Origin of the sequence: Mesorhizobium sp. KR1-2 (assembly GCF_040045035.1) — a bacterium.
Classification (GTDB): domain Bacteria; phylum Pseudomonadota; class Alphaproteobacteria; order Rhizobiales; family Rhizobiaceae; genus Pseudaminobacter.
Window position 1 is genome coordinate 754,843 of record NZ_JBDZDS010000001.1, and the last position, 13,960, is coordinate 768,802.

General features: G+C 64.0%; 13 protein-coding genes. 7 read left to right on the forward strand and 6 right to left on the reverse strand.

Annotated elements, in window-relative coordinates; translation table 11 throughout:
* Window positions 1-119: 119 nt before the first annotated feature.
* Window positions 120-1,658, forward strand: coding sequence for an exopolyphosphatase (gene ppx / locus ABLE85_RS03640; protein ID WP_348791304.1), 1,539 nt, complete (start codon window positions 120-122; stop codon window positions 1,656-1,658).
* A 61-nt stretch (window positions 1,659-1,719) separates the two neighbouring features.
* On the opposite strand, the gene ABLE85_RS03645 is transcribed toward ppx, so the two are convergent.
* From ABLE85_RS03645 to ABLE85_RS03655, 3 genes are all read right to left on the reverse strand, one after another.
* Window positions 1,720-2,103: a DoxX family protein gene (locus ABLE85_RS03645; protein WP_348791305.1), complete on the reverse strand. Its 384-nt coding sequence runs from the start codon at window positions 2,101-2,103 to the stop codon at window positions 1,720-1,722.
* Window positions 2,104-2,269: 166 nt separating this feature from the next.
* Window positions 2,270-3,667, reverse strand: coding sequence for a class II fumarate hydratase (gene fumC / locus ABLE85_RS03650; protein WP_348791306.1), 1,398 nt, complete (start codon window positions 3,665-3,667; stop codon window positions 2,270-2,272).
* Window positions 3,668-3,766: 99 nt separating this feature from the next.
* A complete protein-coding gene (locus tag ABLE85_RS03655) occupies window positions 3,767-4,531 on the reverse strand; it encodes an NIPSNAP family protein (RefSeq protein WP_348791307.1) in 765 nt (254 codons plus the stop codon).
* Window positions 4,532-4,631: 100 nt separating this feature from the next.
* On the opposite strand from ABLE85_RS03655, the gene ABLE85_RS03660 reads away from it, so the two are divergent.
* A complete protein-coding gene (locus ABLE85_RS03660; protein ID WP_348791308.1) occupies window positions 4,632-5,249 on the forward strand; it encodes a TetR/AcrR family transcriptional regulator in 618 nt (205 codons plus the stop codon).
* 191 nt (window positions 5,250-5,440) lie between these two features.
* Here ABLE85_RS03660 and groL read toward each other — a convergent pair whose 3' ends face one another.
* Both groL and groES read right to left on the reverse strand, forming a co-directional pair.
* Window positions 5,441-7,090 carry a chaperonin GroEL gene (gene groL, locus ABLE85_RS03665; protein ID WP_348791309.1) on the reverse strand — a complete coding sequence of 550 codons (1,650 nt, stop codon included), beginning with the start codon at window positions 7,088-7,090 and terminating at the stop codon, window positions 5,441-5,443.
* A 72-nt stretch (window positions 7,091-7,162) separates the two neighbouring features.
* Entirely contained in the window at window positions 7,163-7,459 is a 297-nt protein-coding gene (gene groES / locus ABLE85_RS03670) for a co-chaperone GroES (RefSeq protein WP_348791310.1), read from the reverse strand.
* Between the two features lie 387 nt (window positions 7,460-7,846).
* Between groES and ABLE85_RS03675 the strand changes: the two genes are divergently transcribed.
* The 3 genes from ABLE85_RS03675 to ABLE85_RS03685 are packed head-to-tail and all read left to right on the forward strand — an operon-like array spanning window position 7,847 to window position 11,072.
* On the forward strand, window positions 7,847-8,323 hold the full coding sequence (locus ABLE85_RS03675; protein WP_348791311.1) for a MarR family transcriptional regulator: 477 nt from the start codon (window positions 7,847-7,849) through the stop codon (window positions 8,321-8,323).
* Complete coding sequence (locus ABLE85_RS03680; RefSeq protein ID WP_348791312.1) at window positions 8,320-9,480, forward strand: HlyD family secretion protein; 1,161 nt, start codon at window positions 8,320-8,322, stop codon at window positions 9,478-9,480. The genes ABLE85_RS03675 and ABLE85_RS03680 overlap by 4 nt, the downstream gene beginning before the upstream one ends.
* Window positions 9,481-9,539: 59 nt before the next feature.
* Window positions 9,540-11,072 (forward strand): DHA2 family efflux MFS transporter permease subunit, encoded by a 1,533-nt coding sequence (locus ABLE85_RS03685; RefSeq protein WP_348791313.1) that lies wholly within the window; start codon window positions 9,540-9,542, stop codon window positions 11,070-11,072.
* 45 nt (window positions 11,073-11,117) lie between these two features.
* Here ABLE85_RS03685 and ABLE85_RS03690 read toward each other — a convergent pair whose 3' ends face one another.
* On the reverse strand, window positions 11,118-11,750 hold the full coding sequence (locus tag ABLE85_RS03690) for a LysE family translocator (RefSeq protein ID WP_348791314.1): 633 nt from the start codon (window positions 11,748-11,750) through the stop codon (window positions 11,118-11,120).
* A gap of 324 nt (window positions 11,751-12,074) precedes the next feature.
* Here ABLE85_RS03690 and ABLE85_RS03695 point away from each other — a divergent pair, with 324 nt between their 5' ends.
* Together ABLE85_RS03695 and ABLE85_RS03700 are read left to right on the forward strand one after the other, a co-directional pair.
* A complete protein-coding gene (locus tag ABLE85_RS03695; RefSeq protein WP_348791315.1) occupies window positions 12,075-12,935 on the forward strand; it encodes a TIGR01459 family HAD-type hydrolase in 861 nt (286 codons plus the stop codon).
* Between the two features lie 8 nt (window positions 12,936-12,943).
* Complete coding sequence (locus ABLE85_RS03700; protein WP_348791316.1) at window positions 12,944-13,942, forward strand: bifunctional riboflavin kinase/FAD synthetase; 999 nt, start codon at window positions 12,944-12,946, stop codon at window positions 13,940-13,942.
* Window positions 13,943-13,960 lie beyond the last annotated feature (18 nt).

A 13,960-nucleotide genomic window follows, 5' to 3' on the forward strand; every position in this document is an offset into this window, starting at 1 on the left:
TTGGGGCACTCCGATCTCGCGGAGGGCCTGAAGATGGCGAGCGTTCCCCGTGCCTTCGTTTCTCGTGTCGGGCCCGACGGCCTAATTCCGTTTCGATCAAGTCGATAGGCCCTGACCCTATGATCGCACGCTCCCAAGGCCGACTTCAGGACCGTCGGCCGGTTTCCATCATAGATATCGGTTCGAACTCGATCCGCCTTGTCATCTACGAAGGCATAGCGCGCTCGCCGACCATTTTGTTCAACGAGAAGATGCTGGCCGGCCTCGGGCGCGGTATCGTCACGACCGGCAAGCTCGATCCCGACGGCGTCTCGCGCGCGATCGAGGAATTCCGCCGGTTTCGCGCACTGTCGGATCAGGCTGGCGCCGGCGATCTCTATGTCATCGCGACGGCCGCAGCACGCGAGGCCGAGAACGGCATCGATTTCATCCACCGGGCCGAAAAGATCCTGCGCACCGAGATCCGCGTTCTGAGCGGGCGCGAAGAAGCCTACTATTCGGCGCTGGGTGTCATTTCCGGTTTCCATCCTGCCGAAGGCATCGCCGGCGACCTTGGCGGCGGCAGCCTCGAGCTGGTCGACGTTGCGGGTGAGCGGATCGGCGACGGCATCACGCTGCCGCTCGGCGGCCTGCGTTTGCAGGACATGGCCAAGAACTCGACGGCCGCGGCCGCGAGAATCGCCCGCGAGGAACTCGCGCGCGCCAAGCTGCTGAAGGGCGGCCAGGGCAGGGTCTTCTATGCCGTTGGCGGCACCTGGCGAAATCTCGCCCGACTGCACATGAACATGACCAACTATCCGCTCAGCGTGATGCACCACTATGAGATGGACATCGAAAGCTCCTTGCCTTTTCTCCGGCAAGTGGCCAAGGGCGACATCGACAAGGTCAAGGGCATCGAGGGCGTCTCCAAGGTCCGTCGCTCGCTGCTGCCGTATGGCGCGGCCGTGATGCTGGAAATCATCGCCGCGATGCAGCCGTCGAAGATCGTGGTGTCTGCGCTCGGCGTGCGCGAAGGCTTCCTCTATTCGCTGCTGTCGCCGCGGGAGCAGAAGCTCGACCCGCTCATCTCGGCCTCGGAAGAGCTGGCGGTGCTGCGGGCGCGCTCCGTCACCCATGCGCACGAACTGGTGCAGTGGACCGGACAGACCTTCGCCACCTTCGGCATCGACGAGACCGAGGACGAGGCGCGTTATCGCCACGCCGCCTGCTTGCTGGCCGATATCGGCTGGCGGGCGCATCCGGAATATCGAGGCACGCAGTCGCTCAACATCATCGCGCATGCCTCCTTCATCGGCGTGGACCACCCCGGCCGCGCCTATCTGGCGCTGTCCAACCTCTATCGACACGAGGGCCTGTTCAACGACGGCAGCGTCGCCGAACTGAGGTCGCTGGCCACGCCGGGTTATCTGGAGCGTGCGCGGCTTCTGGGCGCCATGTTCCGCGTCGTCTATCTGCTCTCGGCTTCCATGCCGGGCGTCATCCCAAGGCTGCGCTGGGAAAGGCTCGACAATGACACGCTGGCGCTGGTGATTCCCCGCGAATGCGGCGACCTGCTCGGAGAGCGTCCGGCCGGGCGGCTTGCGCAGCTCGGCAAGCTCGCTGGGCGCAAGCTCGTCATGGAAATCGAGGGCGAGCCGCCCTTCATTTCCGCCAAGTAGCTTGAATGAAAAAAGGCCCGGATCGACCGGGCCTTTTCTTTTGCGCAGGAGTTACCCTTTTTCAGCCGCGCCGTGCGTCGACCGAGTAGGCGCCGGGCCCGAAGGAGGCCAGGACCAGGAAGCCGCCCGCAATCGCAAGGTTCTTCTGGAAGTTGATGAGCTGCATGACGTCCGCCCAGTTCATGTGGGCAACGAGCGCGGCGGCTACGCTGAAGATCGCCAGGACCCAGGCGGCAATGCGGGTCTGAAAGCCGATCAGGATGGCGAGGCCGCCGACAAGTTCGACGAGGCCGATGATGACCGCAGTGGCCGTCGGCATCGGCAGGTTGTAGCTGGCGAAATAGCCTGCCGTTCCGGCGATGTTTGTCAGCTTGCCGAAGCCGGCAAGGATGAACATGATCGATAGCAGGATGCGGCCGATGAGTACGATGACGCTGTTGGGCATGTTTCTTCCCCTGAGATGATGTCGATACCGCGAAGTAACGCGGAACCGGATTCAACACGAGATCGAAACTTCCGAACGCATTGTACACCGTTTCAGATCCAATCGACACTCCGCGTACACAGCTGCGGCGTGTCGATCGGTCCTTCGCCGGGGAAGCGATGGCCGGTCAGCCCGGCCGGGTCATGTCCTCCGGGCGAACCAGGCGGTCATAGTCGGCCTCGGTAACGAGGCCGGTCGCCAGGGTTTCCTCGCGCAGCGTCGTGCCGTTCTTGTGCGCCGTCTTGGCGATCTTGGCAGCGTTGTCGTAGCCGATGGTCGGGGCCAGCGCGGTGACCAGCATCAGGGAGCGTTCCAGCGCAGCCTTGATGTTGTCCTCGCGGGCCTCGATGCCGACGACGCAATTGTCGGTGAACGAGATCGCCGCGTCGGACATCAGCTGCACCGACTGCAGGAAGTTGTAGGCCATCAGCGGGTTGTAGACGTTGAGCTCGAAGTGGCCCTGGCTGCCGGCAAAGGTGATGGCGGCATTGTTGCCGAACACCTGCACGCAGACCTGCGTCAGCGCCTCGCACTGCGTCGGGTTGACCTTGCCCGGCATGATCGACGAGCCCGGCTCGTTTTCCGGCAGCGAGAGCTCGCCGAGACCCGAGCGCGGGCCCGAGCCAAGGAAGCGGATGTCGTTGGCGATCTTGAACAGTGCCGCTGCGGCAGCGTTGATGGCGCCGTGGCTGAACACCATGGAATCGTGGGCAGCCAGCGCCTCGAACTTGTTCGGGGCGGTGACGAAGGGAATGCCGGTGATGGCGGCGATGCGCTCGGCCACCTTCTCGGCGAAGCCGACCGGCGCGTTGAGGCCGGTGCCGACGGCGGTGCCGCCCTGCGCCAGCTCGCACAGGCCCGGCAGCGTCATCTCGATGCGCTTGATGGAGGAGGCGACCTGCGCGGCGTAGCCGGAGAATTCCTGGCCGAGCGTCAGCGGCGTAGCATCCTGCGTGTGGGTGCGGCCGATCTTGATGATGTGGTCGAAGGCCTTGGCCTTGGCGTCGAGTGCGGCATGCAGGTGCTTGAGCGCCGGCAGCAGGTCATGCACGATCCGCTCGGCGCAGGCGATGTGCATGGCCGTCGGGTAGGTGTCGTTCGACGACTGGCTCATGTTGACGTGGTCGTTGGGGTGCACCGGCTTCTTGGAGCCCATGACGCCGCCGAGCAGTTCGATTGCCCGGTTGGATATGACCTCGTTGGCGTTCATGTTGGACTGGGTGCCAGAACCGGTCTGCCAGACCACCAGCGGGAAGTGGTCATTGAGCTTGCCGTCGATGACTTCCTGGGCGGCCTGCACAACGGCCTCGCCGATCTTCGGGTCGAGGCGGCCGAGCGCCATATTGGCTTCAGCTGCGGCGCGCTTGACGATGCCGAGCGCACGGACCACCGAAAGCGGCTGCTTTTCCCAGCCGATCTTGAAATTGCCCAGCGAACGCTGCGCCTGCGCACCCCAATAGCGGTCGGCCGCAACCTCGATGGGGCCGAATGTATCGGTTTCGGTTCTGGTGTGATGAGCGCTCATGGGCCGCCTCCAGGAAAAATGTACAATGCTGGCAACGGCCTACCGCTTTGCACAATAGGCTTCAAGTGCTGAATGGGGAGGACGCCGATCCTAATCGGTTCAAAGCAGCGAGCGTGCCGTGGGCGCCAGCCGCAGCCGTTCCGAGGGCCGGGTAAAGTGGTGTTTTAGGGCAGGCAGAACCCCGCGCGTCCAGACCGGGTCTTCCATCAGAGCCACTTCATGGTTGGCCAGCGCCAGGGCGTCCGCGAAGCTCTGGAAAATGACGAACACGTTCTCCTCCGCGCGCACCGGCAGGCGCGGGAAGGTGTTTACGGCGTGTTCGGTGACGAAGGCCGCCAGCAGAGGGCCGCCATGCAGGCAAAGCAGCGGCTCTGCCTCTTCAATCATCAGTGTCACGAATTCATTTTCCGTTTCCGGGGTGACATGGAAGATCGTGGCAGCGATGACGGCGAAGGAGGCCATCTTGCATCGCGTCTCGCGTTCCTTGCCCGCAAGATCGAAAGCTGCGCCGGGCCACGCGGGCCTAAGCAACAGCACGTCGTCGGAATCGACCATGGTGGCATTGGCGGCTTCCCGGTGTTCGGCCCAGACCGGCCCCTCGTAGAATGCGGCGAGGGCAGCGCGGCGGAGCGCCATGTCCTGGAAGCCGCGCAGCCATACGAAGCGGTCCGGCCAGTCAAGGTCGCGGAATTGCCCGATGACGGCCATGCCGACCGCCTCCTGGCTCTCGACGAAATGGGAATCGAAAAGACGGATCAGTTCCTCGCGCCGCCCGGGATGCAGCCGGTACTGCCGAAGCTCCACGACCGGCGAGTACAAGCGCGGCCGCTCGAATAAGCTCTGTAGTGCCAGTTTCTCGACCATCACCCCTCCAAAACAGGTCGGTTATCCTGTTTTCATAACAGACCGGTTGTCCGGTTTTGTCAATCTGGCTAGTGTCAGGATCAAACGGGGGCTCTCAACAATGCCAACAACGGGACTGTCGCGCAGGCGAACCAACGACCCGGAGGGGCTGCGCCAGCGCGTTCTCGACGCCGCCGAGGAAGCCTTTCAGGCGCGCGGGTATCACGCGACGAGCCTCGGCGACCTTATGAAGATCGCCGGCGTCACCGGCGGGGCGCTTCACCACCATTTCCCCACCAAGAAGGTGCTGGGATTGGCCGTTATCGACGAGCGGGTGGCTGCGGCGGTCGAGGAAACCTGGATCAGGCCGATAGAGCAGGCTGCGTCCGCGCGCGAGGGCGTGTGCGCTACCTTTGCAGCGGTGGCGGCCGAACTGGAGCAACAAGGTTTTGTTCGCGGCTGTCCGCTCAACAACCTGGCGCATGAGCTGTCGCTGGCCGATTCCGATTTCCGCACGGCACTGGCCCGCATCTACGCCGCCTGGCAGGCGGCCATTGCGCTAAAGCTCCGCAGCGACCAGGACGTAGGTGCGGAGGAGCCGAAGACCGATCCGGAGCGTTTCGCGGCACTTGCCGTCGCCACTTATTCGGGCGCCATGGCGATCGCCAAGGCGACGCAGGACGTAGGCGTGCTGCTGTTGTGCGCAAGTCAGTTCGCCGGGGAAGTGGTCGTCATCTGAGTGCGTTCGGCGGGCCGGTCGCCCTCGGGCCAGGCAACTCGAGTTCCGCATTCGGACAAACAAAAAGGGCGCCGCGAGGGCGCCCTTTCCGTAAGCCTGAGGTGGCTGGACTTAGAAGTCCATGCCGCCACTCAAGCCCGCTTGCGGGCTTGAGCATCTTTAGACTCAATGGGCGTGCTTTATGGATTTCCTTAGAAATCCATGCCGCCCATGCCGCCCATGCCACCGCCGGGCATGCCGGGCATGGCAGCGCCGGAGTCCTTCTTCGGAGCTTCGGCGATCATGGCCTCGGTGGTGACCAGCAGGCCGGCAACCGAAGCGGCGTCCTGCAGAGCCGTGCGAACGACCTTGACCGGGTCGACGATACCGAAGGCGATCATGTCGCCGTACTCGCCGGTCTGGGCGTTGTAGCCGAAGGTCGCCGTCTTGTTCTCGAGGATCTTGCCGGCAACGATCGAAGCTTCCGCACCTGCGTTCGCGGCGATCTGGCGGGCCGGAGCCTGCAGAGCGCGACGGACGATGTTGATGCCAGCAGCCTGGTCGGCGTTCTCGCCTTCCGCCTTGATGGCGAGCGAAGAGCGCAGCAGCGCAACGCCGCCGCCCGGAACGATGCCTTCCTCGACGGCCGCGCGGGTCGCGTTGAGGGCGTCGTCGACGCGGTCCTTACGCTCCTTGACCTCGACCTCGGTCGCACCGCCGACGCGGATCACTGCAACGCCGCCAGCGAGCTTGGCGAGACGCTCCTGCAGCTTCTCCTTGTCGTAGTCCGAAGTGGTCTCTTCGATCTGCTGCTTGATCTGGGCAACGCGGCCCTGGATCTCGGCCTTCTTGCCGGCGCCGTCGACGATGGTGGTGTTCTCCTTGGAGATCGACACCTTCTTGGCGCGGCCCAGCATGTTGAGGGTCACGTTCTCGAGCTTGATGCCGAGGTCTTCGGAGATGACCTGGCCACCGGTGAGGATGGCGATGTCTTCCAGCATGGCCTTGCGGCGGTCGCCGAAGCCCGGAGCCTTGACGGCGGCGATCTTCAGGCCGCCACGCAGCTTGTTGACGACCAGCGTGGCCAGAGCCTCGCCTTCGACGTCTTCCGAGATGATGAGCAGCGGCTTCGAGGTCTGCACGACGGCTTCGAGAACCGGCAGCATGGCCTGGAGGTTCGACAGCTTCTTCTCGTGGAGCAGGATGTAGGCGTCATCCAGCTCGGCAACCATCTTGTCCGGGTTGGTGACGAAGTAGGGCGACAGGTAGCCGCGGTCGAACTGCATGCCTTCGACGACCTCGAGCTCGGTCTCGGCGGTCTTGGCTTCCTCGACGGTGATGACGCCCTCGTTGCCGACCTTCTGCATCGCTTCGGCGATCATCGAGCCGATTTCCTTCTCGCCGTTGGCCGAGATGGTGCCGACCTGGGCAACTTCTTCCGAGGTCTTGATCTTCTTCGAGCTCTTGACGAGGTGGGTGACGACTTCCGAAACGGCCAGGTCGATACCGCGCTTCAGGTCCATCGGGTTCATGCCGGCGGCAACGGCCTTGTGGCCTTCCTGAACGATCGACTGAGCCAGGACGGTCGCGGTCGTGGTGCCGTCGCCGGCGATGTCGTTGGTCTTCGAGGCAACCTCGCGGACCATCTGCGCGCCCATGTTCTCGAACTTGTCCTCAAGCTCGATTTCCTTGGCGACCGAAACGCCGTCCTTGGTGATGCGCGGCGCGCCGAACGACTTGTCGATCACGACGTTGCGGCCCTTCGGGCCGAGCGTCACCTTGACGGCGTCGGCGAGGATGTTGACGCCGCGCAGCATGCGCTCGCGGGCATCACGGGAAAACTTTACTTCTTTGGCAGCCATTTTAAAGCTCCTGGAGAGGGCCTTTGCGGGGCCCGAAATGCAAAAATTTTATGGGTGCGGGTGAGCTGAAATTCAGCCGATGATGCCCATGATGTCGGATTCCTTCATGATCAGAAGGTCTTCGCCATTGAGCTTCACTTCAGTGCCCGACCACTTGCCGAACAGGACGCGGTCGCCAGCCTTCACATCGAGCGGAACCAGCTTGCCGGAGTCGTCGCGGGCGCCGGAGCCAACGGCGATGATTTCGCCTTCCTGCGGCTTTTCCTTCGCGGTGTCGGGAATGATGATGCCGCCGGCGGTCTTCTCTTCGGACTCGACCCGACGAACGACCACGCGGTCATGAAGCGGGCGGAACTTCGACTTTGCCATTTTGGTTATCCTTGGTGCGGATGTTAAAAACGATGTTTCCGTCCGGGTCACCGGACCGTGGTTAGCACTCGCTTGGGGTGAGTGCTAACGCGTGGATGAGATAAGCCGGGGTTACGCCCGAGTCAAGAAGCGCCACTGCCTGCATGCATGGAATTACCCAGTTTGGGCGGGGTGCAAATCATAGTCACGGCGAGCGGAGCTGTTGTTGACTGCCGCGTGAACTGATCATTCACCATGACCGCGTCGCTAGGGCTGCGGGAGCGCGGAGAGTTGCGATATGCTGCTGTTTTCCCAGGGCTGCCGCACTGGAAGTTCGCTGTATCACAAGAATGCGACCGTCACACCTTGCCGCTTGAATAGTAAGCACGCTCATAATATATCGCGCTCATGGATTTTGAAGGTACGGAGAGGCTGGGCTTTCTCATTCACGACGCGGCGCGGCTTATGCGCCGGCGTTTTGAAACGCTCGGTAGCGGCTATGGTCTGTCATCGGCGCAGTGGCGGCTGCTGGTGCGCGTGGTGAAGGACGAGGGGGTCGCGCAGGCGCGACTCGCAGAACTTTTGGAAGTTGAGCCGATCAGTGTGTCGCGGCTTGTCGACCGGATGGAGGAAGGCGGCTGGGTCGAGCGTCGGCAAGACGTCAGCGACCGGCGCGTACGCATGATTTTTCCAACTGACAAAAGCCGAGAGGCTTTTGGGGCGATCAGAGGCGTTGCCGGCGAAGTCTTCGAACAAGCCCTGACGGGCTTGTCTCCAGATGAACGCAAGTCGGTCATCCGCGGGCTCGCGACGATCGTAAACAATCTTTCGGACGGCGAAGCGCCGTGCCAGCAACAGGCAATGAATAAAGGTGCAGCAGCATGAACGCCGTGTCGAAGCTCAAGGATGAGGTGACCGAAGTCGAAGCAGACACGCTCTCGCCGCCGGTTACGGCCGCGCCGCTGGCGCAGCCCGCGCCAGCGCGCAAGCGCCGCAAGGGGCGCTTGTTCCTGATGTCGGCGCTCCCCTTGGCGTTGGTTGTCGGTGGCGGCTATGTCTGGGTCACCGGTGGTCGTTACCAGGAAACCGAGAACGCCAATCTGCGTCAGGCCAAGGTGTCGATCGCCTCGCAGGAGGCCGGTCGCGTCGTCAGCGTCAACGTCGCCGACAATCAGATGGTCAAGGTGGGCGACACCCTTTTCGTCGTAGATCCCGAGCCCTATCGGATCGCGTTGGCACAGGCGGATGCGGCTCTGGCCGCGGCCCGGCTCAATGTCGAGCAACTGCGCGCGGCCTATAGCCAGGCTCTTGCGCAGGAGCGCGTGACGGCCGGCGACGTGACCTATCTGCAGTCGCAGTACGATCGCGCCTCTGCGCTGGTGAAGCGCGGCATCAATTCGGAGTCGACCCTCGACGAGGCCCGGCGAGACCTGACCAAGGCGCAGGATCAGCATACGGCGGCCGTGCAGGGCATTGCCAGCGCGCGTGCTGCGCTGGCCGGCAATCCTGCTATCGAGACCGACGAGCATCCCACCGTGCTGGCCGCGCTCGCGACCCGCGACAATGCCGCCTATGCGCTGGCGCAGACCACGGTGCGCGCGCCTGCGGACGGCATGGTCGCCCAGGCCTCGTCCTTCAAGGTCGGTCAGTTCGTCGGGGTCGGCACGCCGTTGTTCAGCCTGGTCGAGACCGACGACATCTGGGTCGACGCCAACTTCAAGGAAACGCAGCTTACCAACATGAAGCCGGGGCAGACGGCCGAGATTACGCTCGACACCTATCCCAACCACCCGCTCAAGGCCACGATCGAGGCCATCGGTGCGGGTACGGGCGCGGAGTTTTCGCTTCTGCCCGCGCAGAACGCCACCGGCAACTGGGTGAAAGTCACCCAGCGTATCCCGGTGCGGCTGAAGGTCGACACCAGCGGTCTCGACGTGGCACTGCGCACCGGCATGAGCGCCACGGTGTCGGTCGACACCGGGGTCAGCCGCGGGCTTCCGGGCCTGCTGTCGAGCGCGGTCGCGGCCGACAACGTAAAGTAAAAGTCATTTCATACGGGCGCTCGCCGTGGCGGGCGTCCGAACGCACAGGTCTGCCTTAGATGACCCCGACAACCCACACCGAAGTCCCGCATCGCGGGCTGATCACGGTGTCGATCATGCTTGCGACGATCATGCAGGTGCTCGACACCACGATTGCGAACGTCGCCCTGCCTTCTATGGTGGGCGACCTTGGTGCGTCGGCCGACACCATCAACTGGGTGCTGACCTCCTACATCGTTGCCGCGGCAATCATGACGCCGGTGACCGGCTGGCTGTCCGACCGCTTCGGGCGCAAGGAGCTGTTCCTGACCTCGGTCGTCGGCTTCACGGTCTCCTCCATGGCCTGCGGCGTCGCGTGGAGCCTGGAAAGCATGGTGCTGTTCCGCCTGCTCCAAGGCGTGTTCGGCGCGGCGATCGTGCCGCTGTCGCAGACCTTCCTGCTCGACATCAACCCGAAGGAACGCCACGGCCAGGCCATGGCGCTGTGGGGCGCCGGCATCATGGTCGGCCCCATCATCGGCCCCACGCTGGGTGGCTGGCTGACCGAAAGCTTCAACTGGCGCTGGGTGTTCTTCATCAACCTGCCGGTCGGCATCATCGCCTTTCTCGGATGCGCCGCCTACCTGCCGGCTGCCGCCAAGCGCTTGCGCGGCTTCGACTTCTTCGGCTTCGCCATGCTCAGCCTGGGCGTCGGCGCGCTGCAGCTCATGCTCGACCGCGGCGCCGAGGTGGACTGGTTCTCCTCCGTCGAGATCTGGATCGAGCTCGGCCTGTCGATCATCGGCTTCTGGGTTTTCATCGTGCACCTGCTGACAGCCGAGAACACCTTCATCGACGTGAATATCTTCAAGGACCGCAACTTCGCGACCGGCCTGGTGTTCATCTTCGTCATCGGCGTCATCCTGCTGGCGAGCCTCGCGCTGCTGCCGCCGATGCTGTCGAAACTGTTCAATTATCCGACCATCACCACCGGCCTGGTCATGGCGCCACGCGGCGTCGGCACCATGATCTCGATGCTCATGGTGGGACGGCTGGTGCGCGTCATCGACGCGCGGCTGCTGGTGGTCACTGGCTTGTTGCTGACGGCACAGTCGCTCTACACCATGTCCGGTTTCTCGCCGCAGATGGACTCCCACCTCATCCTTGTCACGGGCGTGGTTCAGGGCCTCGGCCTCGGGCTGGTGTTCGTGCCGTTGTCGACGGTGGCTTTCGCCACGCTCGACGCGCGCTACCGCACCGACGCGACGGCTCTCTTCAGCCTTGTGCGCAACATCGGTTCGTCCATCGGCATCTCGGTGGTGACTGTGGTGCTGACCCAGAATGTCCAGATCAATCATTCCGAGCTCATCGCCAACATCACGCCCTACAATCCAAGCCTGCAGGCGCTTTCGCCCGGTGCTGCTGCCGGAAACCCGACTGCTCTGGCTCAGATCGACGGCCTGGTCACGCAGCAGGCGATGATGATTTCCTACGTCAACGACTTCAAGTTGATGATGATCGTCTCGCTCTGCGCCATCCCGCTGGCCTTGCTGCTGCGCAAGCCGAAGATGGCAGCGGCCGGTGGCGGCGCGCCTGCCGCGCATATGGACTGAGAAACGGTTCGGGCCTCCTGCGGCCCGGTTCCTTTGCCCGTAGCTCTAGCGCTGGGCCTCCGCCACCATGCGGACCGCGAGCCCGACGAGTACCGTTCCCATCAGCCAGCGCTGCACCACCATCCAGAACGGGCGTCCGGCTAGGAAGGTCGCGATCGATCCGGCCATGACGGCGATGATGGCGTTTACGGTCAGGCTGATGGTCACCTGTGTGGCGCCCAACGCCAGCAATTGAGTGAAGACGCTGCCGAGCTTCGGGTCGATGAACTGCGGCAGAAGCGAGAGATAGAGCACCGCCACCTTAGGATTCAGGAGATTGGTCATCAGCCCCATCATGAAGAGTTTTCTGGGGCGATCCTTCGGCAGCTGACGGACCTGGAACGGCGAGCGCCCGCCGGGCTTCAGCGCCTGCCAGGCGAGATAGAGAAGATAGAGCGCGCCCGCGATGCGCAGCACGTCGTAGGCATAGGGCACTGCCAGGACCAGGGCGGTAATGCCGAAGGCAGCGCACAATATGTAGAACACGAAGCCCAATGCCACGCCGCCGAGCGATATCAGTCCGGCCACCGGCCCCTGCGAGAGCGAGCGCGAGACAAGGTAGATCATGTTCGGCCCGGGTGTCAGCACCATGCCGAGTGCGATCAGGGCGAAGGCGGCGAGCGTGGAAAGCGTAGGCATAGGGATGCACCCGGATGGCTGTTGCGCAAAGCTTGCTGCCGCAATGCGGATTGCCATGCCGTCCGGTGTGCGGCGTTTCGGGCGGATCGTCGACACTATCCTTGCTGCCCTCGGGGCCTTCAAGATTGCTGCCGGACAAAAATTGTTGCGCCAGGACCCGGGGTAGGGGCTTGCAGCTTTGGCGGCGCCAACAGTCCAGTGCTGGAGGATCGGTGCGCCGGTCTGGCCGAAAGGTGGTGACATGATGCGGCGCTTCGGCTAATCCCGGAGCCCGCCGGGCGGACGCCCGCAGCATGCAGGACAGCCGACAGTGAAGGAAATGCCATGACGGGGTCGCCCGAAAACATCGGAACGCTGGACGACCTGACAGATCGCTACGCTGCCGTCCTGTGCGACGTCTGGGGCGTGCTGCACAACGGGATCGATCCTTTCCCGGCGGCAGGCGACGCCTTGCGCCGGGCGCGCGAGAAGGGCCTCGCTGTCGTGCTGATCACCAATTCGCCGCGACCGCACGAGGGCGTGGTGGAGCAGCTTGCGGCGATCGGCGTGCCGGAAGATGCCTGGGATCGCATCGTCACCTCGGGCGACGTCACGCGCGACCTGATCCGCACCGCGCCGCGCAAGCTGTTTCATCTCGGCCCCGATCGCGACCAGCCGATCTATGACGGGATCGACTGCGAGTTGGTCGAGGAGTTCGAGGCTGACGCCGTGGTCTGCACGGGCCTGTTCGACGACGAGATCGAAACGCCGGAAGACTATGCCGAGATGCTGCTGCGGCTGCGCTCGCGCAATCTGCCCTTCATCTGCGCCAATCCCGATATCGTGGTCGAGCGCGGCGACAGGCTGATCTGGTGCGCCGGCGCGCTGGCGCGCGACTACACCCAGCTGGGCGGGCGGACCCTGATTTCGGGCAAGCCGCACCGGCCGATCTACGCCGCCGCGCTGAAGGCCGCCGGCGAAGTGCTCGGACGCGATGTCGCTTCGGAAGAGGCGTTGGGCATCGGTGACGGCATGATGACCGACGTGAAGGGGGCGGCCGACAACGGCCTTGATGTGCTCTACGTGTCGGGCGGCATCCATGCCGGCGACTATGGCGACCCGTTGGATCCGGATCTGGAGCGGCTGTCTGCCTTCCTGGAAAAGCACGGGCATCACCCGGTGGCGGTCATTCCCAGGCTTCGGTAGAAGAGCATATGAGCCAGTCGTTCCTGCGCATCACCGACACTCAGAGGCTGCCTGATACGCTACGCGGCGGCGTGGTGGCGATCGGCAATTTCGACGGCGTGCATCGCGGTCACCAGACGGTGCTGGACCGGGCGCTGGCCGAGGCTGAGCGGCGCGGTGTCCCGGCCCTGGTGCTGACCTTCGATCCGCATCCGCGCACCGTGTTCCGCCCTGATGTGCCGCTGTTTCTTTTGACCCCGCCGCCGTTGAAGGCACGGCTCCTGGCGAAGCTCGGCTTCGCTGCAGTTGTCGAGCAACCCTTCACGCGGGAATTCGCCGGGCTCGACGCCGAGCGCTTCGTCACCGACATCCTCGATGCCAATCTCGGCATCAGCCACGCGGTCACGGGCTTCGATTTCCATTTCGGCAAGAATCGTCAGGGCGGGCCGGCCTTCCTGATGGAAGCCGGAGAGCGCCACGGTTTTGGCGTGACGCTGGTCGATGCGTTCCGTGACGAGGGCGCGGAGATCGTTTCGTCGAGCCGCATCCGTGAGCTTCTGTGCGAGGGCGAGGTGGCGGAGGCCGCCGGTCTGCTCGGCTATCGTTTTACGGTCGAGGCCGAGGTTACGGGTGGCAAGCAGCTTGGCCGCACGCTTGGCTTTCCGACCGCCAATATGGCGCTGCCGGAAAGCACGGGATTGAAGCACGGCATCTACGCGGTGCGCTTCCGCTGCGCCGACGGCACGCTGCACGACGGCGTCGCCAGCTTCGGGCGTCGCCCGACCGTGGACGACAATGGCAGGCCCTTGCTGGAAACCTTCCTGTTCGATTTCTCCGACGATCTCTACGGACAGACCTGCCGGGTCTCGCTGTTCGGCTACCTGCGCGGCGAGGTGAAGTTCGACGGGCTCGATCCGCTGGTCGCGCAGATGAAACGCGACGAGGCGGAGGCGCGTGCCCTGCTCTCCGGCGTCAAGCCGCTCTCTGAACTCGACCGGCGGCTGACTTTCGCCGCCGGTCCGGCATAAGCTGGCTGCTTTCGGCCT

Bases quoted from the DNA above. Each gene is read 5' to 3' on its own strand.
- ppx (WP_348791304.1), top strand. From the start codon at position 120: ATGATCGCACGCTCCCAAGGCCGACTTCAGGACCGTCGGCCGGTTTCC.
- ABLE85_RS03645 (WP_348791305.1), bottom strand. From the start codon at position 2,103: ATGCCCAACAGCGTCATCGTACTCATCGGCCGCATCCTGCTATCGATC.
- fumC (WP_348791306.1), bottom strand. From the start codon at position 3,667: ATGAGCGCTCATCACACCAGAACCGAAACCGATACATTCGGCCCCATC.
- ABLE85_RS03655 (WP_348791307.1), bottom strand. From the start codon at position 4,531: ATGGTCGAGAAACTGGCACTACAGAGCTTATTCGAGCGGCCGCGCTTG.
- ABLE85_RS03660 (WP_348791308.1), top strand. From the start codon at position 4,632: ATGCCAACAACGGGACTGTCGCGCAGGCGAACCAACGACCCGGAGGGG.
- groL (WP_348791309.1), bottom strand. From the start codon at position 7,090: ATGGCTGCCAAAGAAGTAAAGTTTTCCCGTGATGCCCGCGAGCGCATG.
- groES (WP_348791310.1), bottom strand. From the start codon at position 7,459: ATGGCAAAGTCGAAGTTCCGCCCGCTTCATGACCGCGTGGTCGTTCGT.
- ABLE85_RS03675 (WP_348791311.1), top strand. From the start codon at position 7,847: ATGGATTTTGAAGGTACGGAGAGGCTGGGCTTTCTCATTCACGACGCG.
- ABLE85_RS03680 (WP_348791312.1), top strand. From the start codon at position 8,320: ATGAACGCCGTGTCGAAGCTCAAGGATGAGGTGACCGAAGTCGAAGCA.
- ABLE85_RS03685 (WP_348791313.1), top strand. From the start codon at position 9,540: ATGACCCCGACAACCCACACCGAAGTCCCGCATCGCGGGCTGATCACG.
- ABLE85_RS03690 (WP_348791314.1), bottom strand. From the start codon at position 11,750: ATGCCTACGCTTTCCACGCTCGCCGCCTTCGCCCTGATCGCACTCGGC.
- ABLE85_RS03695 (WP_348791315.1), top strand. From the start codon at position 12,075: ATGACGGGGTCGCCCGAAAACATCGGAACGCTGGACGACCTGACAGAT.
- ABLE85_RS03700 (WP_348791316.1), top strand. From the start codon at position 12,944: ATGAGCCAGTCGTTCCTGCGCATCACCGACACTCAGAGGCTGCCTGAT.